Genomic DNA, 21,842 nt, shown 5'->3' on the forward strand with positions numbered 1-21,842 from the left:
CCTGAGTGTTAGTTGATTGTGATTAGATAAGTTTCTAAGGATTTCGATCCGAAATTATACTACTTTCGCTTCGTTGCGAAGAAGCTGTACAAGTTCTGAAACCTGTGCATCCAGCTCGCCTTCCAATACCTTTCCTGCTTCCTTCTTAGGCGGCAGATAGATTTCAATCGTTTTGGTCTTCGCTTCCACGTCATCTTCATCCAGATCTAAATCATCAAGTTCCAATTCTTCAAGAGGCTTTTTCTTAGCCTTCATGATTCCAGGCAGAGATGGGTAACGCGGTTCATTCAATCCTTGCTGCGCAGTCACCAATAAAGGCAGTGAAGTTTCGATCACTTCAGAGTCACCTTCGACATCGCGTGTCACCGTCACTGTTTCACCATCGATTTCCAGTTTTGTGATCGTTGTCACGTATGGGATATCCAATTGCTCTGCTACACGCGGGCCGACCTGGCCTGAACCGCCATCAATCGCCACATTACCAGCAAGGATTAAATCAACTTCCTGATCTTTTAAGTATTGTGATAGAACTGATGCCGTTGTGAATTGATCTCCATAATCAAGATCATCTTCTGTATTGATCAATACAGCTTTATCTGCTCCCATTGCCAAAGCTGTTCTTAATTGCTTTTCACTTTCTTCTCCGCCGACAGTCACGACTGTCACTTCCCCGCCATGGGCATCGCGAACCTGGATCGCTTCTTCCACCGCATACTCATCGTACGGATTTATAATAAATTCAGCCCCATCTTCTGCGATTTGACCGTTTTGGATCGAAATTTTCTCCTCAGTATCAAACGTTCTTTTCAAAAGTACATAGATGTTCATTCCTAAGTCCCTCCTAATAATTAAAACATTCTTTCCCTTAAAAAGATTTTGAAAATTTAACCCCTTTGTAGGGGCAGTGCGAAAAAATGATAACGTTTTCACACTGCCCTTATCTTGATTTTACTATATTAGTAGAATGTTTACTACCCTTTAAATTCAGGTTCTCTTTTTTCTATAAAAGCAGAAATGCCTTCTTTTGCGTCATCCGAAACAAAGACATCTCCGAAAAGATCTGATTCCCTCATGACGCCTTCATAGAAGCGGTCATCTTTTGTATAGCTCAACAGTTCGATTGCCGCTTTCATAGCTCCAGGGCTTTTCTTGGCTATTTTCTGTGCCATTTCATCCGCTTTCGCAAAGAGTTCATCTTCACTGTATGCTTTGTTTGCAAGTCCCCATTGAACCGCTTCCGTACCACTGATCGGTTCGCTGGTCAAAAGCATTTCTGCCGCTTTTGCCCTCCCGACTAGCTTTGGCAAACGCTGCGATCCTGCAAATCCAGGGACAAGTCCCAATTGTAATTCAGGAAGGCCAAGTTTGGCATTTTCACTAACAAGGCGTATATGACAGCCCATCGCAAGCTCCAGGCCGCCACCCAAAGCAGCACCGTGAATGGCCGCGATGATAGGCTTAGGGAAGTTTTCCATGCGCTCAAATACATCCTGTCCTTTTTTCGCGAGCTGTGAGAATTCTTCTCCTGTTTCAATCGTCGTGAATTCTTTAATATCTGCTCCGGCTGAGAAGAAACGGCCTTCGCCTTTCATTAGGATGACCCGGACTTCCGGTTTCCCTTCAAGTTCATCAAGGAGGGCATCAATCTCTCTTATCAGACCGCTTGCCAGTGCATTCGCAGGCGGGCGCTGTATGGTAACATGCGCTACCTTTCCTTCTAGTGTCCAAGATAAATTTTCCATATGTCATCCTCCTATACGTAATCAGTTCCTGCCGCCACACCCATGAAGTAATAGCTTGTGTATAGCAGGGACTTGAGCCACTATATCATATTTTTGATCATTCATAACCCAGGTTGTCACCACTTCGTCGAGTGTTCCGAAAATCATTTGACGGGCAAGGCGTACCTCCAAATCTTTCGGAAGCTCACCGGCCTCTATTCCGCTGATCAGGATTTTATCCACCAATTGAAGATATCCTTTTAACACATCGTTGATCTTTACCCGGATATCCTTATTTGATTGGCGGAGCTCCAACTGAGTGACAATCGCTAAATGATGATCTTCTGATAGAAGCTTGCAGTGATTTTCAACCATCACATATAACTTCTCTGAAACCGTCTGTTTTCCTGCTATAACTTCTTCAATTTTTTCAACAAAGATGGACATCTTCTCTCTGAATAATGAAATGAGTATGTCTTCCTTGTTTTTGAAATAAAGGTAAATGGTGCCATCGGCGACGCCGGCTTGTTTGGCTATCTTCGAAACTTGCGCCTGATGATATCCATTTTCGGCTATAACAACGACGGCAGCATCAATGATTTGTTTGTATTTCGGTTTATTTCGCTTCATAAATAGTTGACCTGCCTTATTAAAATATGAATGAATGGTCATTCATATTTACATAATAAAATGCTTGTGTTTAATTGTCAAGAAAGACCCTTGTCCAATTTTATTAAAAAAGAGAGCGAATCTAAATGAAGATTCCCTAAATTGATTTTAGCTTAATTTCTGTTCTTCTTCTATCTTTTTCCGTTCTTCATCCACAAGCGCTCTCCGTAAGATTTTTCCTACTGCTGTTTTAGGGAGCTCTTTTCTGAATTCATAGATCCTCGGCACTTTATAGGCGGCGAGATATTTACGTGAGAATTCATCCAGCTCTTTTTCTGTGAGGGTCTCCCCTTCTTTAAGCACAACATATGCCTTGACCGTTTCTCCCCTGTATGCATCAGGTACTCCTGCTGTGACCACTTCTTGTATCGCCGGATGTTCATAGAGCACTTCTTCTATCTCCCTTGGATAGATATTGAAGCCTCCTGCTATGATCATATCTTTTTTACGATCCACCACATAGAAATATCCTCTTTCATCCATGTAGCCCAAATCTCCGGTTAACAGCCAGCCGTCTTTTAACGTCTGCTCGGTTTCTTCTGGACGGTTCCAATAACCTTTCATCACTTGCGGTCCTTTGACAGCAATCTCACCAATTTCATTTGGAGGCAGCGGTTCGCCTGTTTCTAGTGAGAATACTGCACTGTCGGTACTCGGCCATGGCAGCCCGATACTTCCTTTGATTCTTTCTTTATCCCAAAGAAAGTTTGCGTGGGTGACAGGAGAGGATTCAGTTAAGCCGTATCCTTCTACCAGTTTCCCGCCGGTGACTTCTTCAAATTTCTGCTGCACTTCGACTGGAAGCGGCGCACTCCCGCTGAGGCATGAATCAATGGATGATAGATCATACTTCTTCAGTTCAGGATGATTCAAAATACCGATGTAAATCGTCGGGGCTCCCGGAAACAATGTCGGCTTCTGCTTATGGATCGTTTTCAGTGTCGTTTCAACATCGAATTTCGGCAGCAGGATCATTTTATATCCCTGCATGATTGAAAGGATCATCACGGCTGTCATCCCGTATACATGGAAGAAAGGAAGGATTCCGAGGATCTTCTCTTCACCTTTTTTACACTTATACAGCCAGGCATCACACATAGCTGCGTTTGCCACCAGATTTTTATGAGTGAGCATGACCCCTTTTGGAAACCCTGTTGTTCCCCCCGTGTATTGCAGAAGGGCAATATCATTCTCAAAATCGAACTCTCCCGGAATCGGTTCAGATGGAGAGGAAGCCATGATGTCCGGGAATAAATGATTCTGCTCGGACGGTTCCACTTTTACGACGATTCCGTACTGCTTCTTTTGAATGAATGGGTAAATCATATTTTTAGGGAATGGAAGATACTCTTTGATAGCGGTTACAATAATATGTTCAAGATCTGTTTCCTTCATGACTTTTGATACTCTAGGGTAAAGAATGTCCAACGTGAGGATCGCTTTTGCACCCGAATCCTTCATTTGATATTCTATTTCCCTTTCCGTATACAGCGGGTTGGTTTGCACCACCACACCCCCGGCATAAAGGACGCCGTAATACGCAATGACTGATTGAGGTGTATTCGGAAGCATGATCGCTACCCGGTCCCCCCGTTCAATTCCCAGCTTTCTCAAGTAATTGCCAAACTTCAATGCAGATTCATAGACTTCCCTATACGTCAGCTCTTTCCCCATGAAATGGATGGCCGATTTGGATCCGTAAAGCCCTGCAGCCTCAGTCAAAAAAGAGTGCAAAGGTTTCTCCGGCAACGTCAACTCTCCGGGAATTTCTTCAGGGTACTCTGCAAGCCAAGGTTTCGTCATTGTAATCCCTCCTCCAGAATTTTTAGAAAATTTAGTTCTTTTCATCATTATAATATAAGGGGACATCAGTTACAATTTGAATTACCTTTCAACCACGACTTAATTCCCACTTCATCGTTTAGTAGTTATTAAGACAAGTTTTTAAAAAGCTTTCTCTTTATAAAGATATGATTGAAGGCTTTTCCCACATGCATGGCTCACGTTTCAGCCATCTCCCCTGCCTAATTACCCACTAAAGCATATGTTCCTGTACCATATGACCGAATATTTAGAAATCAGCTTTTTTTTGCAAACAAACATGTTACACTGTTGGTGAAACGTTTCGATTCCAATTTTGAAAGGGGTTTTGAGTTTGAAAAAGAAAATCAGTCTGTTCACTATTTTTTGTCTGATCACAAGCCTTCTTTATATTCCCGCTGTTTCAGCACAAGGGACAGCTGGCCAGGAAATGGCTTTACGCGCAGAATTGAAAGCGATTGCAAATAAAACGTATACGTACTATGAGGATCACACCGATCCGGAAACTGGACTTACGTTTGATGAAACACGCTACACCGATGAAGGCAAAAAAAATGCGGAACATACTTCGCCTACAAACATCGGTATGTATATGATGAGTACTGTATCTGCCCAGGAAATGGGGATCATTTCAAAAGAAGAAGCGGTCGAACGCATTCAAGTTACGCTGAATACTTTAGAGTCACTGGAAAAATGGAATGGCTTATTTTATAACTGGTACTATACAGAAGACGGTTCACTGAAAAAAGACTGGGGCCAATTCATTTCCCAGGTCGATAATGGATGGCTGTCTGCAGGATTGATCGTGGTTGGACAAGCATATGAAGAACTGAATGACCAAACAAGCCAATTGGTGGAGAATATGAATTATACTACCCTGTATGATCCGGAAGTCGGTCAATTCCGTGGGGGATACGATGTGGCGCAGGGTAAAATGACGGATCACCATTATGGACTTCTCTACACAGAACCACGCGTGGCAAGTTATATTTCAATCGGTAAAGGCGATGTTCCGAGTGAGCATTGGTGGAAAATGGAGCGCACCCTTCCAGCAGAACTGGACTGGCAGTCTCAAATTCCACAGGGAGAATATGACGAATATGACGGAGTCTCCGTCTTCGAGGGACACTATGAATATAATGGCGTGAAATTTGTGCCAAGCTGGGGAGGCAGTATGTTCGAAGGACTGATGCCGGGCATCGTATTAAAAGAAAAAGAACTTGGCAAGCGTGCACTGGGACTGAACAATCAGCGACACGTCGAACTTCAGATCCAGTATGCCAAAGACAAAGGATACAAAGCATGGGGCTTCTCACCAGCTGCAACTCCAGACGGCTACAGTGAATTTGCCGCTACGCCGCTTGGTACTTCCGGCTATAGTGACAAATCAACCGTCACAGCACATGCGACTTTCCTGGCTCTTGATTATGCTCCGGACGAAGTGCGCAAAAACATAAAAGCCTTAAAAGAGATGGACACTTACGGAAAATATGGCTTTTATGATTCCGTCAACGTCGAAACGGGCGAAATCGCGAAAGCCTACCTTGCACTCGATCAAGGGATGATCATGGTTTCCATCGCAAATTATTTAAAAGATGGTGTGATCCGTGATTACTTCCATCAGGATCCGATCGGGAAGAACCCTGAAGAACTGCTGGAGAAGGAAGCTTTCTCCATTCAATAAGTCAGATCAAAGGTGCCGATATCCTTTTAGGGTATTGGCGCTGTTTTTTTGGTTGAATTGAAGAGATTCACGAAGTTAAAAAAGACTGCCTCATCCACTGAGACAGTCTTCCTGCTATGCAAAAAACACCATATAAATGACACCGACCAAGATGAATCCCGCACATAAAACGAGTAAAACCTTCGCTAATGTTTCCATAATTCCTCTCCTTAAGAAATCCCTGCTCCGATGACATACGATAACCCGACTGAAATGACGAGTGAAATGAATCCGACCGCACGATTATCCTTTTCGATTTCTTCATCGATTTTGAACTTGGGGGTTAAAAATTCATAGATGAAATAGCCGATCAGCAGCAGGAAAAAACCGAAGACTCCCCAGCCGATTGTTGTAAGGATGGTCTCATGCTGCTGAATGGAGTAACGGAAAATATTCGCAATCCCGAATATCTTCCCTCCGGTAGCCATTGCAACGGCCAGATTGCCTTTTTTGATTTCTTCCCAGTTTTTATATTTAGTGACCAGTTCAAATATAGTTAAGAAAAGGATGAGACATAGTATGACAACACTATAATTACCTGCCGTTTGAATGTATTCATTCTCCCAAAAATTCTCCATTGCACTGCTCCCTCTTCTTATTTAAACTGCACGACCGTGACACCTGTTCCGCCTTCTCCTGCATCACCAAAACGAATCCCTTTTACCGCACGGTGATTTCTTAAATACTCCTGTACTCCCTGCCTCAAAGCCCCGGTTCCCTTACCATGGATGATCGAAACTTGAGGATAACCAGCAAGCAGTGCATCATCGATATACTTTTCGACCCTGGAGATCGCATTATCGAAACGTTCCCCTCTTAAGTCAAGCTCGACACTGACGTGGAAATCCTTTCCTTTAACCACAGCCAACGGCTTCGTTTCAACCTTTTGCTGCGTTTGAATGAATTCCAGGTCAGACTCTTTTACTTTCATTTTCATGATGCCCATTTGAACCTGCCACTCTTTGTCAGACACCCGTTCAACGATGTGGCCTTTCTGGTCAAAGCTCAGCACCTTAACCTCGTCTCCCGGATGCAGCTCACGTTTCGCGCTCTGTGCAGCCTTACTCTTTTGTCTGGATGACTTAGGAAGGGACGGTGCTGCTTCCTCCAACTGCTTTCTGGCTTCGATCAGTTCGTGCTCCTTGATCTGAGCCGATTTTTCCTTCTGCATTCTTCGTAAGTCTTTGATGACCTGCTCTGCTTCTTCTTTTGCTTTTTCAACGACTGATTCGGCTTTTTGCTGAGCTTTTTCAAACATTTGGTCTTTCTTATCGTAGTATTCCATCATTTGCTTTTGCATGTCTTTATGCATCTTTTCTGCTTGCTTTAACAGCTCGTGGGCTTCTTCCATTTCTTTTTCACCCTGGCGTCTGCTTTCTTCCAGGGAAGCGATCATGTTTTCGACTTCTTTACTGTCTGTACCGATATGTGATTTGGCCCTCTGAATAACAGTTTCGGATAAGCCTAGGCGTTTAGAAATGTCGAACGCGTTACTTCTTCCCGGAACACCCAGAAGCAGTTTATATGTCGGGCTCAATGTTTCAACGTCAAACTCTACACTTGCATTGACAACACCTTCCCGGTTGTAGCCATACGCTTTTAATTCAGGATAGTGGGTGGTCGCCACCACTCTTGCCCCTTTGCCGTGGACTTCATCAAGGATGGAGATGGCGAGTGCGGCACCTTCCTGAGGGTCTGTACCTGCTCCCAGCTCATCAAATAAGACAAGGCTCTCATGGTCCACTTTATTTAAGATCTCGACGATGTTGACCATATGGGAGGAGAACGTACTTAAACTTTGTTCGATCGATTGTTCATCCCCGATATCGGCATAGATGGAACGGAAGATTCCCACCTCTGATCCATCCAGCGCCGGGATCGGGAGGCCTGCCTGTGCCATGATGTTCGTGAGGCCAAGCGTTTTCAGTGTAACCGTTTTACCTCCCGTATTCGGACCTGTGATGACGATGGAGGAAAACTCATTGCCCAATTCGATATCATTGGCCACTGCTTCCTCTATCGGCAATAACGGGTGTCGGGCTTTATTTAATTTAATGCGTCTTTCGTTATTGATGATTGGTTTCGAACCCTTGATTGATTGGCCGAATTTAGCTTTTGTGAACATAAAATCGATATCTGACAAGACACTTACGATTAAAAGCAGTTCTTCTCCTGATTCTTGTACTTTTTGAGAAAGTGCAAGAAGGATTTTTTCAATCTCATTCTGTTCTTTCAACCGCAGCTCACGAAGCTGATTATTTAGTTGAACAATCGCTTCAGGTTCGATAAAGAGGGTCTGGCCGGAAGACGACTGATCATGGATGATCCCTCCATAATGGCCCCTGTACTCCTGCTTTACAGGGATGACATAACGGTCATTACGGATGGTGATGATGGCGTCGGATAACATCTTGGACGCATTTGAAGAACGGATCATCCGTTCGAGCTTTTCCCTGATCCTTCCTTCATTCGCACGCAGCTGCGTACGGATCGTACGCAATGTGTCGCTTGCCGAGTCAAGGATTTCACCGTTATCATCCACGACATTGCGAATCTCCTTTTCCAAATGAGGCAGCGGTATCACCGTATCAAGCTTAGCCTCCAGAAGGGGGATGGAAACGTCATCATCCACCAATTCCTCAACAAACGTTTTTAGCTTCCTGCTCGCACGGATCGTACTTCCTATCTGCACAAATTCACCTGGAGACAGCATGCCGCCAATTCCGGCCCGCTTCACATGGGGACGGATATCAAAGATTCCCCCTAATGGTGCGTGGCCTTTTAATCGGAGGATGGTCATCGCTTCATCTGTTTCTTCATGCATGCCCGTAATTTCATCAAAGTCAATCGATGGGGCCAGGCCTGCAACCCTTGCATGTCCTAGTGCAGATGCAGCAAACTCTTTTAACAATTCCTTTATTTTATCAAATTCCAATGTTTTCAGTACTTTAGAATTCACAGACATTATTCCACCTTTATAGATATGTGTATAAAATGAACTCTTTTAACGAAGGACGTATTCATCATGGCTGTTGATTAGTCGAAGGGAGCATCGGTTTGATACCCGTTCGACACACCAAAGTGCCTTCATGAAAACAGTTCCTGTAACACAATCAATTATTTCGATTCAAAAAGTTCAATAATTCTTCTTTGTCCCATGTATTGATGACGGTCTCTTTCTTGATCCAGCCTTTTCTTGCTGTAGCCACACCTATATTCATGAACTCAAGATGTTCATGGCTGTGTGCATCGGTATTGATAAAAAGTTTCACCCCGTTATCCTGGGCTTTCCGTATATTTTCTGCAGAGAGATCGAGCCTATTGGGATTCGCATTCAGCTCCAGCGCCGTATTCGTTTCTTTCGCCAGCTCTATCAGCATATCCATGTCTACATCGTACCCTTCTCTCCGGCCGATGATTCTGCCCGTCGGATGGGCGATGATATCGACATGGGCACTTTGGAGTGCATTTTTCAGGCGTTCCATGATTTTTTCCTGTGATTGTGAAAAACTTGAATGAATGGAAGCGATGACGACATCGACTTTTTCAAGGATGTCATCACTGTAATCAAGGGAACCGTCTGGAAGAATATCCATTTCAATGCCGGATAAAACCTCAATCTCTTCATATTTCTCATTGATACTCTTGATTTCCTCTATTTGTTTTAAAAAACGTTCATCGGTCAAGCCATTTGCCACACGCAAGTATTTGGAGTGATCGGTGATGGCCATATATTGATAGCCTTTGGCGATGCAAGCCTGTACCATTTCTTCTATTGAATAAGCCCCATCCGACCAAGTGGTATGCATGTGCAGATCACCTTGAATTTGAGAAAGCTCGATCAAATCAAAGTCCTGATGAAAATCGTCGACTTCCTTCCCGTCTTCCCTTACTTCAGGCGGAATGAACGGAAGATTGAAGTGAGCATAAAATTCTTCTTCGGTGTCGAATGTTTTGACCTCTCCGGTTTCACTGTTTTCAACGCCGTACTCACTTATCTTCTCACCGCGTTCCTTTGCCAGCTGCCTCATCCGGACATTATGCTCTTTAGAACCTGTGAAGTGGTGGAGCGTAGTCGCAAACTCTTCTGGCTTTACGATGCGGAAATCGATGCTGACATCCCATTTGTATTGAAGGGTCAGAGAAACCTTTGTCTCACCCGCTGCAATCGTTTCAACAATATTAGGCAGCTTTAATAAGGCGTCCTTTACCTTCTTCGGTTCATCTGTTGAAATGATGAAATCCAAATCTTTGATCGTTTCCCGCATCCTTCTTAAACTTCCCGCTCTTGAGTAGGTGCGGATTTCTTTGATATTGGCTAAATGAGCTTCGATTTCTTCAGCTATGCCGGTCATGAACGCTATAGGCAGACGGTCAGGACGTTTACCGGCCTGAGCGATCGCAGCCAGTATCTTCTCCTCTGTCTTCTTGCCGAACCCGGGAAGTCCCTGGACTTTCTCCGATCGGCAGGCTTCCTCTAAATCTTCAATGCCTTCCACGCCCAGCTCACTATACAGCTTGGCAATCTTCTTGCCTCCGAGCCCCGGAAGCTGAAGAAGGGGGATCAATCCCTCCGGCACTTCTGACTTCAGTTCCTCAAGTACAGAAGACGAACCATCTTTTATGTATTCTTCGATGACGCCTGCGGTCCCTTTGCCGATTCCGCTCAGTTTGGTAAAATCACTGATATCACTCAGACTACGGTCGTCATTTTCGAGCGCAAGTGCCGCTTTTCGGTATGCCGATATTTTAAAAGAGTTCTCACCCTTAAGTTCCATATAAATCGCAATCGTTTCCAATAACTTGATAATATCCTTCTTATTCATCCCATTCACCTGCTTCTCTCTATATCAATAGATAATTCCGTCATACTTCTCTTCTTATATAGTAGCAAAATCACCAAAAAAAGAAAGCGATGCACCCGGAATCCATTTGATTTTTGGCTTATTCCGTCAGTATGGAAAGAACCTAAAGCACAAATGCATTTGTGCTTTAGGTTCTTTCCATACTGACGGCTTTTCAGCAAAGCTGAAAAGCGAATGAAACTTTGGTTTCAATCGATAAGCCAAAAATCAGGACACGACTCCTAATAAAAAAGGCTGACTTTTCAAGGAAAAGCGATTACCTGTTAAGTCAATCCACCTTAACATCAATCATTCCATCCTCTTCAAGTCAGCCTTTTTAGATCAAGCCCCGTTTTCAATCCACCAGTCTTTTACCAGTTCTGAGAATACTGGCGTATGCTTGACCATCGCCTGTGCAATAAATGAATCGTTTATAAAAGACTGTACCGTATCGATTGGCAGCAGTACGGCAATAAATAATAGTATAAAAATGATCAGATACGTTTCGATCAATCCCAAAAGCCCTCCGCCAATGACATTCAATTGCTTCAGGATGGGAAGATGTGCTACGAAGTCTAGCATCGATCCAAAAACATGAACGATGATCTTGACCGCGAAGAAAATCATGGCAAATGCAATGACACGGTAATACGCCTGATCCATATTGGTCATTTCAAAGATCATATTCAATTTCGATTGTTCATCAAGGACCGGATACGGAATCCATAGAGTAAGTTTTGGCGCAAGCTGATCATAATATATGTATGCTACAATAAAAGAAATGATAAAACCTGTCATATGGACAGCCTGCAGGATAAAACCGCGTTGCAGACCAGTGAAGAATCCCGCTAACAGGATAATCAGTAAAACTAAATCAAGCATGTCATTTTCAACCCTTTAAGCGTTTAATTTCTCTTTCCAGCTCCTCAAACTGCTCTTTCAGTTTGATATAGTCATTGACAGCATTAACGGCTGTCAGCACAGCGAGCTTACCAGTATCAAGAGATGGATTCATAGATTTGATTTCTCTCATTTTGTCATCGACTTTCGAACAAACAAATCGAATTTGACTTGTCGACTCAGAACCGACAATAGTATATTGTTGACCATATATGTCTACAGTGGTGCGATTTTTTTGTTCATCTGACAATCCGAGTACCCCCTATTCATAAGAATCCTAAACAATATCATACCATGAAATCTTTTTGATTTGAAAAGAAATTGTCAATTATAGTCTAATTTTTTGTTATTACATAGAATGTTGTCACAAGGGAGAGGTTAATATGGCGAATACTGTCATTCAAGCAAACAGTGCATTAACAACCAAGATGAAAGATTACTATAAAGATACACTTGTCAGCAAGCTGCCCCCAGGTGCGGTTTTTTCTGCGAAACCAGCCGGCTGCACCGTGACGGCTTATAAATCCGGTAAAGTCCTGTTTCAAGGAGCAAATGGGGAAACAGAAGCAAAGAAATGGGGCAGCGCTCAAGAACCAAAGGTGAAATCACCTCCCAAAGGAACGACGACGCTGCCTGAAAACTTTGCAGATTGGTCGGTGATAGGTTCGGATGAGGTGGGGACAGGCGACTTCTTTGGCCCCATCACAGTCGTAAGTGCCTATGTGAAGAAAGAGCAAATTCCTTTAATGAAAGAGCTTGGCGTAAAGGATTCCAAGAATCTGAACGATTCACAGATCATCTCCATTGCGAAAGATCTGGTTAAGACCATACCATATAGCTTATTGGTCCTGCATAATGAAAAATACAATTCCCTTCAAAGCGGAGGAATGACCCAAGGAAAGATGAAAGCCATCCTGCATAACCAAGCCATCCTTCATTTACTGGAAAAAATGGCACCGGAAGAGCCTGAAGGCATTCTGATCGACCAGTTTGTCGAGAAGAACACATACTTCAAGCATATCAGCGCACAAAAGAAGATCCAGCGTGACCGTGTCTACTTCAGTACCAAAGGGGAAAGCATCCATATCGCGGTCGCTGCCGCATCCATCATTGCAAGGTACGCCTTCCTGAAGGAGATGGACAAGCTCAGTGCCAAAGCAGGCGTGGACATTCCCAAAGGTGCAGGCAAGCAGGTGGATGTTGCCGCTGCTAAAATCATTAAGCGTAAAGGGATTGAAGAGTTGAAGTCGATGACGAAGTGGCATTTCGCGAATAGTGAAAAGGCGATCCGGCTGGCAGGAAAGTAGAAGGGAACCTCTACCGCGTTTGTGCGGTGGGGGTTTTTGTTTGTATTAAAATGAGAGATGGAATAAAAAAAAGATGCCAGACCATTTCCCAGGTCTGACACCTCATCAAATTTCTTCTTTATTACCCTCTTAGTTCTGCTCCGGCTTTCTCCTTCACTGCAGCAAGGACGCCGTCATGTACCTTAACGACCTCTTCATCAGTCAGTGTCTTTGCAGGATCGAAGTATTTCAGCGAGAATGCAAGTGATTTCTTGCCAGGTTCCATATGTTCGCCTTCATAAAGGTCGAATACGGATACCTCTTTAAGAAGTTTGCCTCCAGCCTCTTTGATCACAGACTTCAGTTCACCTGCTTTTACCTCCGTATCTACAACAAGAGCGATGTCCCTCGTGATGGACGGGTGGCGCGGAATCGGTGAGTAGCTCAATGCCGGCTTTTCATAATGGAAGACCGGCTTCGCTTTCAGTTCAAATACATAGGTCTCGTTCAGATCGAGGTCTTTTTCAACCTCTGGATGGATCGCTCCGATCATCCCGATGACCTCATCGCCCAAGAGGATTTCAGCTGTTCTTCCAGGGTGCAGGCCGTCTACTGCTGCCTGACGGAATGATACAGCTTCTGTCACACCCAGTTCTTCGAATAATCCTTCAAGAATGCCTTTAGCCACATAGAAGTCGACAGCTTTCTTTTCTCCCTGCCATGGGTGCATATGCCATAAGCCTGTCAGCGCCCCCGCGATGTGCTCCTCTTCAGATGGAAGCTCTTCCCCGTCTTCCTTCAAGAACACGGATCCCACTTCATAGAAAGCAAGGGAATCATTTTGGCGTGCTTTATTATAGGAGACTACCTCAAGAAGTTGAGGAATGATGCTTAAACGCAGGTTGCTGCGTTCTTCACTCATCGGCATCAGGAGACGGACCGGTTCTTTCAAATGGAGTGCATATTTCGTCGCCTTATCGTCGTTCGTCAATGAATAAGTGATGGCCTGAAGAAGTCCCGCACCTTCCAAATAACGGCGAACCGTACGGCGTTTCAGCTGGTGGTTGTTCAATCCTCCCGGAGTGCTTTCTCCTTTAGGCAGAGTAAGCGGAAGGTTGTCATAGCCGAATAAACGGGCAACCTCCTCGAGCAGATCTTCAGGGATGGTGATGTCTCCCCTTCTCGTTGGAGCCGTGACAGTAATTGTCGTTCCATCCACACTTACTTCAAATTGAAGGCGGCGGAAAATGTCTTTCACCTCTTCAACGGTGATCGAAGTTCCCAATGAAGAATTGATTTTTTCAAGCGTGATTTCCACGACTGCAGGCTCAACGCTCAGTTCATCGAATAGAACCGTTCCTTCAAGGACTTCGCCGCCTGCGTATTCTGCCATCAGTTCAGCTGCACGCTCCCCTGCTTTCAGGACGCGGTCCGGATCTACTCCTTTTTCAAAACGGGTACTCGCTTCACTTCGCAGACCGTGATCCTTGGACGCCCCCCTCACAATCGCACCTGTGAAGTATGCCGCTTCCAGAAGGACAGTCGTCGTATCATGTTGAACTTCGGAATTCGCTCCGCCCATTACCCCTGCAAGGGCAACCGGCTCTTTTCCGTTCGTGATCACCAATTGACTTGAAGATAAGGTTCTCTCCGCATCATCAAGCGTGACGAATGTTTCACCGTCTTTTGCACGGCGGACAAGGATTTCTTTAGATCCGAGGCGGTCGTAATCAAACGCGTGAAGAGGCTGACCGTACTCCAATAGAATATAGTTCGTGATATCCACCACGTTATTGTGAGGACGGATTCCGGCAGCGATCAGTGCATTCTGCATCCACATCGGTGAAGGACCCACTTTTACATTTTTAATGATTTTTGCACCGTAAAGCGGGTTATCTTCTTTTGCTTCGACATTCACTGTGATGTAATCGGATGCCTTTTCATTTCCTTCTGCCCCATTGACTTCCGGAAGCTTGACTTCACGGTCTAGAATAGCAGCCACTTCATACGCAACGCCGAGCATGCTCAAGCAGTCAGAACGGTTTGGCGTCAAGCCAAGTTCAAGAATGGCATCGTCCAGGTTCAATAACTCCACGGCATCGCGGCCGACCTCTGCATCATCGGAGAAGACATAGATCCCTTCCGCATGCTCTTTTGGAACGAGCTTTCCTTCGACGCCTAACTCCTGAAGTGAACAGATCATCCCATGAGATGCCTCTCCTCGAAGTTTTGCTTTTTTGATTTTAAAATTACCCGGGAGTACCGCGCCAACTTTAGCGACAGCCACTTTTTGGCCCTTTGCGACATTCGGGGCACCGCAGATGATCTGAACCGGCTCTCCTTCACCAACGTCAACCTGGCACTTATTTAATTTATCTGCGTCCGGGTGCGGTTCGCACTCGAGCACATGCCCGACAACGACGTTCTTGATTTCTTCACCGATTCTTTCGACGCCTTCAACCTCGATCCCGCTTCTTGTGATTTTTTCAGCCAGATCTTCTGGAGTGACTCCTGACAGATCCACATAGTTCTCTAACCATTTATATGAAACAAACATGTTTTTACCTCCGCTCGATAATAGTGTTGCCTTACTCTGTCACTTTGAATTGTGTTACAAAACGGGTATCGTTCGTGTAGAAGTGACGGATGTCATCTATTCCGTATTTCAGCATCGCGATACGTTCAGGTCCCATACCGAATGCGAAACCTGTATATTCGTTCGGATCGAATCCTGCCATCTCAAGAACGTTCGGGTGAACCATCCCCGCTCCAAGAATCTCGATCCAGCCCGTTCCTTTACATACACGGCAGCCTTCTCCCCCGCAGATTTTACAAGAGATATCCATCTCTACTGAAGGTTCCGTGAATGGGAAGAAACTTGGGCGCAGACGGATTTCACGGTCTTCGCCGAACATTTTCTTCGCGAATACATTCAGCGTCCCTTTCAGGTCACTCATGCGGATATCTTTATCCACGACAAGTCCTTCGATTTGCATGAACTGATGAGAATGCGTCGCATCATCTGTATCACGGCGGTATACTTTACCAGGGCAGATGATTTTAATCGGGCCATTGCCTTTTGCAAGTTCCATCGTTCTTGCCTGAACCGGTGATGTATGGGTTCTGAGCAATGTTTCTTCTGTGATATAGAATGAATCCTGCATATCTCGGGCAGGGTGTCCTTTCGGTAGGTTCAGGGCTTCGAAGTTGTAGTAATCCTTTTCGACTTCAGGACCTTCTGCAACGGTATATCCCATTCCAATGAATAAGTCTTCAATTTCTTCAATGATCATCGTAAGTGGATGATGATTCCCTTTTCTGACAGGTCTGCCCGGCAGTGTCACATCGATTGTTTCTGATTGAAGCTTTTTCTCGACGGCTTCTTTTTCAAGCTTTTCCTGTTTCGCTTCGATTTTCTCGGTGATTGCACCGCGCACTTCATTCGCTAGTGCACCCATTTTAGGGCGTTCTTCCGCTGAAAGTTTCCCCATTCCTTTTAATACTTCGGTTACAGGACCTTTCTTTCCTAAGTAGGCAACACGAATGTCATTCAATTCTTTTAAGTCCTGTGCTTCGTTGATTTTTTCAATTGCTTCGGTCTGAAGGGATCGTAATTTATCCTCCATGTTTCTTCCTCCTTTATGGTCGTGAATCAGGCAGCTTTATAAAAAACAAAAAAACCCCATCCCTGGAAAGGGACGAGGTTGTGATCGCGGTACCACCCTTATAAGCATATCAAATAACGATACACTCACTTGATTCGGATAACGGCTTTGCCGGTGCATCTTTACATTTCATTGATGAAATGGTCCCGATGCCAACTCGAGAGGTGAAATGTTCACGCCACGTGTTTCTTAAGAATGCTTTCAGTCTGATGGCATTCTCTCCCTTGAAGAATCTTCATGTACGCTACTTTCCTCTGTCTTCGTTTTTAAAAAGTATATGTGCATAATTATAGTGAATTATTCTCGATAATTCAAACCATTTAAGAAAAATTATTGCCCATTTTTAAAATAATATAACAAGATACCTGCCGCAATCGCGACATTCAGCGATTCGCTTTTCCCGTAAATGGGAATATACAGATTCTGATCGGTTTGAGAAAGGGTTTCAGTACTCATTCCGTTTCCTTCATTTCCTACGATCAGCGCGTATGAATCCCTTGGTTTGACAGTCGTATATTCTTCCCCGTTCTCCAACGCCGTACCATAGACGGGGACCCCTTTTTCTTTGAGGACAGAAATGAATTCTGAAAGATCACCTTTTATGATCGGCAAGTGAAAATGACTTCCCTGTGCGGATCTGAGCACCTTCGGGTTATACAGATCTACCGTACCTTTCCCGAGGATAATGGCATCGATACCGGAAGCTTCTGCCGTACGGATGATCGTTCCGATATTTCCTGGATCCTGGAGGCCGTCAAGCAGTAAAAATGTCTTGCTCTCATCAATGGATGCCGTTTCTTTCTGCCTGCATACCGCAAATACTCCCTGAGTCGTTTCTGTATCAGCCAGTGCTTTTCCCGCTTCCTCAGAAACCTGTATCAACTCGACGCCAACGAGATTCCATGTTTTTGGCAGCTCGGTGCCTTCGACGAGAATCAGCTCAATCACGATATCGCCCTGCTTCAATGCTTCTTCAACGAGATGAAAGCCTTCTACAATATATGTAAGGGACTGGTCTCTGCCCTTTTTGGTCAATAACTTTTTCCACTGTTTCACGACAGGGTTTTTAGAGGATTGAATAACCTTCAATCATACCCGCTCCTTCATTTTACATTTCAGGTTTTCATTATACCTTAACTTATATACATAATAAATTCAATTTGAGACAAGATAACAATGAATTCCTCATCCTAAGCAAAAGGAGAAATGCGTAATGAATCTTAACTTGAGAAAAGCGATTATACACAACGTATCCGGTAACAGCCAGGACGAATTAAAGGATACAATCGTCGATGCCATTCAAGGTGGAGAAGAAAAAACACTTCCCGGTTTAGGCGTCCTGCTTGAAGTCTTCTGGCAAAATGCTGACCCACAAGAACAGCAGATGCTGCTTGAAACGTTAGAAGAGTCATTACAGCAACAACAGCAATAAGGAAGCGGGTGACCCAAAAGGGTTACCCGTTTTTTTAAGGCTGTTTTACCTTGTACACTTTTGTGGTAAAGAGAAAAATGACCCCACGGGAATGGGCCATCGGACATTTATTTTCATTTACGGACGAAACATTGGATTTGCGGACATTTTTTTCAACATACGGACATTTTTAAAGCAGTTACCGACAATTCGACAAGCCTCGTCATTTTTCACAACCAAGACCACACCCAAAAAGTACAGGTTGAGTTCACAATGGAAAGGAGGACGTTTCGTTGAGAAACAAAAAAGCGCTGCTGATCATCGACATGATCAATACGTTTGATTTCAACGGCGGAGACGCATTACTTTCAAATACAAGGGACATCATCGAGCCCATCAGGGAGTTAAAGAAAAAGGCTAAAAAAGCAGACATCCCTGTCATTTATGTAAATGACAATTATGGATTATGGCAGGATAATATGCAAAATATCATCGATAAGTGCAAAGACGGAAAGGGCAGGTCCATCATCGAAAAGATCCATCCGGATGATGATGACTACTTCATTGTTAAACCGAAGCATTCCTGCTTCTTCGGTACCCAGCTTGAAATCCTCCTTCATCAGTTGGATGTGAATCATTTGATATTGACTGGAATCGCCGGTGATATCTGTGTCCTGTTCACAGCAAACGATGCCTATATGAGGGAATACGAGGTAACCATCCCTAGTGACTGTATCGCATCCGAAAGCAGGGAGGATAATGACAGCGCAATTCATATCATCAATAAAACGATCGATGCCGATATGTCAGAATCAGCCGAGATCGTGTTATAATCCAATACAAAAAAGACCCTGCATGGAAACAGGGTCTTTTTTCTGATCAATCAAATGTGATTTTGGCAACTGTATCTTTATCTAACTTCTTAATCACTTCTGTTATCAATTTAACTGCATTTTCGTAGTCATCACGATGCAGCATTGCAGCGTGAGAGTGAATGTAGCGAGTGGCGATCGTGATGGAAAGTGCAGGTACACCGTTTGCCGTTAAGTGAATGGCACCAGAATCCGTTCCGCCGCCTGCAATCGCATCGAACTGATATGGGATATTGTGCTCATCTGCCGTATCTGTCACAAAATCACGAAGCCCTTTATGCGAAACCATGGATGCATCGTATAGGATGATCTGCGGACCTTCACCCATTTTGCTTTGAGCCTCTTTTTCTGAGATACCAGGCGTATCACCGGCGATTCCAACATCGACACCGAATGCGATATCAGGCTGAATTTTGGCTGCAGACGTTCTCGCTCCGCGAAGGCCTACTTCTTCCTGCACCGTACCCACACCGTAAACGACGTTTGGATGCTGCTCATTTTTAAGGTTTTTCAGTACGTCGATGGCAATCGCACATCCAATTCGGTTATCCCAAGCTTTTGCAAGGAGCATCTTTTCGTTGTTCATCACAGTGAATTCGAAATACGGAACGACCATATCCCCCGGCTTCACGCCCCACTCCTGTGCTTCTTCTCTGCTTGATGCGCCGATATCAATGAACATATCTTTAATATCAACAGGTTTTTTGCGTGCTTCTGCAGGAAGGATATGAGGAGGCTTTGAACCGATCACACCCGTTACTTCCCCTTTGCTTGTCACGATTGTTACACGCTGGGCCAGCATGACCTGGGACCACCAGCCGCCAACTGTTTGGAAGCGCAGGAAGCCTCTGTTATCGATTTGGGTCACCATGAAACCGACTTCATCAAGATGGCCGGCCACCATGATTTTAGGTCCGTTTTCATCCCCTACTTTTTTCGCGATGAGACTGCCTAAGTTATCGGTCGTGATTTCATCTGCAAATGGCTCTATGTATCGTTTCATTACGTCCCTTGCTTCTTTTTCATTACCAGGAACACCTTTTGCATCTGTCAGATCTTTCAGCATGGTTAATGTTTCATCTAATTTTGTCATTCTTTCGACCCCCTAAATGTTTAAACTATTCCCATTATACTAAAATCTTACCAATACTTCAAAATAAGCTTGTGAACCTTAATATCCTTCTTTTTGACGTTCATAATTCACGTTGTTTTTCTCCACATACGCATCAAATACGTCTCCGCTGGAAAAGCCGAGTATTTCCCCAAGTGATAAATAATGATGGAACAACGTGAAAAAGTGCCGGACCGAGCGCTCTTGCCTTAAATCGATTATCGCTTTGTATACGTGAAGAAACTGCTCATTCAAGTCGGCACTGCCAGTATGATTTTCATCCAAATTAATCTCCTTCAGACCCATTTCAAGGCCTAGGGACAGGATGAAATGGATACCATCGACGTATTCTTCCAAAATGACTTCCTTTGCCGAAGGTGACTTCTTACTCCAGAATTTGAAGCTTCTCGTCTCATTCGCCAGCTCCCCCGTTTCCACCAATAAAGCCAATATCTTTTTATCGACTAGATCCTCATGCTCCAGTCCATGCTCGCTTTCAATATGTTGATCCAGCTTCTTTTGCATATGTAACAGCTTTTCAATATTCATGATGATCTCCTCCACTTTCATTTTCTGGTCTCCAGTTTAGTATGACAAACTTTTTCACTTTTTTTAAATAAAAATGAAACCTTTTTATTTTTATGCCGTAAATAATAATAGAAGATCTATGCCTATGGAGGTAATTTACATGCTATGGCTCATCCGGTTATTCATTCTTGTCCTTATCATCTACCTTTTTTACCGCAGCATTAAATATATCATCGATCCGAAACGAAAGCTGGAGCTAGCCCAGGAGCAAAAGCGCTTCTATTTCCTTGATGACCAGGAAAACGTCAGAAAGAACTTTTATGTAACGTATAAAGGCGTATTATTTGAAGGTGAAAAATATCTTGGAACAACGGAAAGGTCGTTTGAAGTAGTATCGATTTTCGTTTGGGCCAATAATGTTTCTTCATTAAAAGGTCTTGGATATGAAGATTTTCATTACGTCCAGAATGAAATCAAAGAACGCTACCCTAATGCAAAAATTGACTGGAAGAGTCCAATTCACGAGTTTATGAGAAAATCGGGGGAATGAATTGAAACGCTGCCGGCATGAATGCTGCAGACAACGGTGAAGATATGCACAAAAAAGGAACCCTGACAGGTTCCTTTTTTGCATGCGTTGCTGGCTACTCACCGATATGTTGATTACAAGCGGCTGCGCTCAGGAAAAAATTCATTCCACCCGATGACTCTGACTTTCTCTCTTAACAGATAAAAAAGGACAACCAAAGCCAGCAGGATCATGACAAGGATGGGCGGGGAAAATTGCTTGATATATTGGCCGAACACCGTGTAGAAAAAAGCGAGAGGGATATTGGAAATGATGGTGGCGCGAACGAAAGGCTTGAACTGTGGATTTTTCTGCATCAAACAAAGATTGAGCAATTGGTAGTGTATAAAGGGAATCAGCCGTAAAACCGCAATTTGCCCCGTTGTCAGATCGGCACTTTTCCCGAACCACTTTTCTTTCAATCTCAGCAGGCGTTCATAAAATGAAGTGAAACTTTTTATGGCAAAGTAAAAAATGATGGATAAAAGCGTTAATCCGATCAGCGAGTACACTGTACCGAGAATACTGCCGAAAAGGATACCTCCAGCCATACACACCAGGGCGACAGGAATGAAAAGAAACTGCCTCAACACATGAAACAATATAAACAGAACAGGAGCGATATACCCACTAGCTTCCATGATGGCGAATGCTGCTACTAATCGGTCGTCCATAGCTAATGCAGACCTCCTTCTGTTACCTCTATTCTCTACAGTTTATACA

The 21,842-nt window shown here is 44.1% G+C and carries 20 protein-coding genes; 5 read left to right on the forward strand and 15 right to left on the reverse strand.

All coding sequences use genetic code 11. From position 1 onward, the window contains the following. Positions 1 to 54: 54 nt before the first annotated feature. The 4 genes from ACUXV2_RS14250 to ACUXV2_RS14265 all read right to left on the reverse strand — a co-directional run bounded on the left by ACUXV2_RS14250 (position 55) and on the right by ACUXV2_RS14265 (position 4,193). Positions 55 to 828, reverse strand: coding sequence for an electron transfer flavoprotein subunit beta/FixA family protein (locus tag ACUXV2_RS14250; protein ID WP_446243845.1), 774 nt, complete (start codon positions 826 to 828; stop codon positions 55 to 57). 143 nt (positions 829 to 971) lie between these two features. Beyond that, a complete protein-coding gene (locus tag ACUXV2_RS14255; protein WP_446243846.1) occupies positions 972 to 1,742 on the reverse strand; it encodes an enoyl-CoA hydratase in 771 nt (256 codons plus the stop codon). Positions 1,743 to 1,763: 21 nt separating this feature from the next. Further along, positions 1,764 to 2,351: a TetR/AcrR family transcriptional regulator gene (locus tag ACUXV2_RS14260; RefSeq protein ID WP_446243847.1), complete on the reverse strand. Its 588-nt coding sequence runs from the start codon at positions 2,349 to 2,351 to the stop codon at positions 1,764 to 1,766. A gap of 147 nt (positions 2,352 to 2,498) precedes the next feature. Next, positions 2,499 to 4,193 (reverse strand): AMP-binding protein, encoded by a 1,695-nt coding sequence (locus ACUXV2_RS14265; RefSeq protein WP_446243848.1) that lies wholly within the window; start codon positions 4,191 to 4,193, stop codon positions 2,499 to 2,501. Positions 4,194 to 4,545: 352 nt separating this feature from the next. Between ACUXV2_RS14265 and ACUXV2_RS14270 the strand changes: the two genes are divergently transcribed. Next, positions 4,546 to 5,895, forward strand: coding sequence for a glucoamylase family protein (locus tag ACUXV2_RS14270; protein ID WP_446243849.1), 1,350 nt, complete (start codon positions 4,546 to 4,548; stop codon positions 5,893 to 5,895). Positions 5,896 to 6,104: 209 nt separating this feature from the next. On the opposite strand, the gene ACUXV2_RS14275 is transcribed toward ACUXV2_RS14270, so the two are convergent. The 5 genes from ACUXV2_RS14275 to zapA form a co-directional block, all read right to left on the reverse strand. Continuing rightward, positions 6,105 to 6,512 (reverse strand): DUF350 domain-containing protein, encoded by a 408-nt coding sequence (locus ACUXV2_RS14275; protein ID WP_446243850.1) that lies wholly within the window; start codon positions 6,510 to 6,512, stop codon positions 6,105 to 6,107. 17 nt (positions 6,513 to 6,529) lie between these two features. Next, positions 6,530 to 8,893 (reverse strand): endonuclease MutS2, encoded by a 2,364-nt coding sequence (locus ACUXV2_RS14280; RefSeq protein ID WP_446243851.1) that lies wholly within the window; start codon positions 8,891 to 8,893, stop codon positions 6,530 to 6,532. 154 nt (positions 8,894 to 9,047) lie between these two features. Further along, positions 9,048 to 10,760 carry a DNA polymerase/3'-5' exonuclease PolX gene (gene polX, locus ACUXV2_RS14285; RefSeq protein ID WP_446243852.1) on the reverse strand — a complete coding sequence of 571 codons (1,713 nt, stop codon included), beginning with the start codon at positions 10,758 to 10,760 and terminating at the stop codon, positions 9,048 to 9,050. Between the two features lie 360 nt (positions 10,761 to 11,120). Further along, positions 11,121 to 11,660: a CvpA family protein gene (locus ACUXV2_RS14290; protein ID WP_446243853.1), complete on the reverse strand. Its 540-nt coding sequence runs from the start codon at positions 11,658 to 11,660 to the stop codon at positions 11,121 to 11,123. Positions 11,661 to 11,667: 7 nt separating this feature from the next. Next, positions 11,668 to 11,928: a cell division protein ZapA gene (gene zapA / locus ACUXV2_RS14295; protein ID WP_446243854.1), complete on the reverse strand. Its 261-nt coding sequence runs from the start codon at positions 11,926 to 11,928 to the stop codon at positions 11,668 to 11,670. Positions 11,929 to 12,061: 133 nt separating this feature from the next. Between zapA and rnhC the strand changes: the two genes are divergently transcribed. After that, positions 12,062 to 12,985, forward strand: coding sequence for a ribonuclease HIII (rnhC, locus tag ACUXV2_RS14300; protein WP_446243855.1), 924 nt, complete (start codon positions 12,062 to 12,064; stop codon positions 12,983 to 12,985). 121 nt (positions 12,986 to 13,106) lie between these two features. On the opposite strand, the gene pheT is transcribed toward rnhC, so the two are convergent. The 3 genes from pheT to ACUXV2_RS14315 all read right to left on the reverse strand — a co-directional run bounded on the left by pheT (position 13,107) and on the right by ACUXV2_RS14315 (position 17,718). Then, the gene (gene pheT, locus ACUXV2_RS14305; protein WP_446243856.1) at positions 13,107 to 15,521 is read right to left on the reverse strand and encodes a phenylalanine--tRNA ligase subunit beta; all 2,415 of its coding nucleotides are present in this window, start codon (positions 15,519 to 15,521) and stop codon (positions 13,107 to 13,109) included. Positions 15,522 to 15,552: 31 nt separating this feature from the next. Beyond that, positions 15,553 to 16,590, reverse strand: coding sequence for a phenylalanine--tRNA ligase subunit alpha (pheS, locus tag ACUXV2_RS14310; RefSeq protein WP_446243857.1), 1,038 nt, complete (start codon positions 16,588 to 16,590; stop codon positions 15,553 to 15,555). Between the two features lie 369 nt (positions 16,591 to 16,959). Next, positions 16,960 to 17,718: a TrmH family RNA methyltransferase gene (locus tag ACUXV2_RS14315; RefSeq protein WP_446243858.1), complete on the reverse strand. Its 759-nt coding sequence runs from the start codon at positions 17,716 to 17,718 to the stop codon at positions 16,960 to 16,962. Positions 17,719 to 17,842: 124 nt separating this feature from the next. Here ACUXV2_RS14315 and sspI point away from each other — a divergent pair, with 124 nt between their 5' ends. Both sspI and ACUXV2_RS14325 read left to right on the forward strand, forming a co-directional pair. Beyond that, entirely contained in the window at positions 17,843 to 18,061 is a 219-nt protein-coding gene (gene sspI, locus ACUXV2_RS14320) for a small acid-soluble spore protein SspI (RefSeq protein ID WP_446243859.1), read from the forward strand. A 272-nt stretch (positions 18,062 to 18,333) separates the two neighbouring features. After that, a complete protein-coding gene (locus ACUXV2_RS14325; RefSeq protein WP_446243860.1) occupies positions 18,334 to 18,873 on the forward strand; it encodes a cysteine hydrolase family protein in 540 nt (179 codons plus the stop codon). 46 nt (positions 18,874 to 18,919) lie between these two features. On the opposite strand, the gene ACUXV2_RS14330 is transcribed toward ACUXV2_RS14325, so the two are convergent. Together ACUXV2_RS14330 and ACUXV2_RS14335 are read right to left on the reverse strand one after the other, a co-directional pair. After that, positions 18,920 to 20,005: a M42 family metallopeptidase gene (locus ACUXV2_RS14330; protein WP_446243861.1), complete on the reverse strand. Its 1,086-nt coding sequence runs from the start codon at positions 20,003 to 20,005 to the stop codon at positions 18,920 to 18,922. Positions 20,006 to 20,083: 78 nt separating this feature from the next. Continuing rightward, a complete protein-coding gene (locus ACUXV2_RS14335) occupies positions 20,084 to 20,593 on the reverse strand; it encodes a dUTP diphosphatase (protein WP_446243862.1) in 510 nt (169 codons plus the stop codon). A 118-nt stretch (positions 20,594 to 20,711) separates the two neighbouring features. Here ACUXV2_RS14335 and ACUXV2_RS14340 point away from each other — a divergent pair, with 118 nt between their 5' ends. After that, a complete protein-coding gene (locus ACUXV2_RS14340; RefSeq protein ID WP_446243863.1) occupies positions 20,712 to 21,101 on the forward strand; it encodes a sigma-w pathway protein ysdB in 390 nt (129 codons plus the stop codon). Positions 21,102 to 21,214: 113 nt separating this feature from the next. Here ACUXV2_RS14340 and ACUXV2_RS14345 read toward each other — a convergent pair whose 3' ends face one another. Then, entirely contained in the window at positions 21,215 to 21,793 is a 579-nt protein-coding gene (locus ACUXV2_RS14345) for a TVP38/TMEM64 family protein (RefSeq protein WP_446243864.1), read from the reverse strand. Positions 21,794 to 21,842 lie beyond the last annotated feature (49 nt).

It is taken from the genome of Rossellomorea sp. NS-SX7 (genome assembly GCF_052828565.1).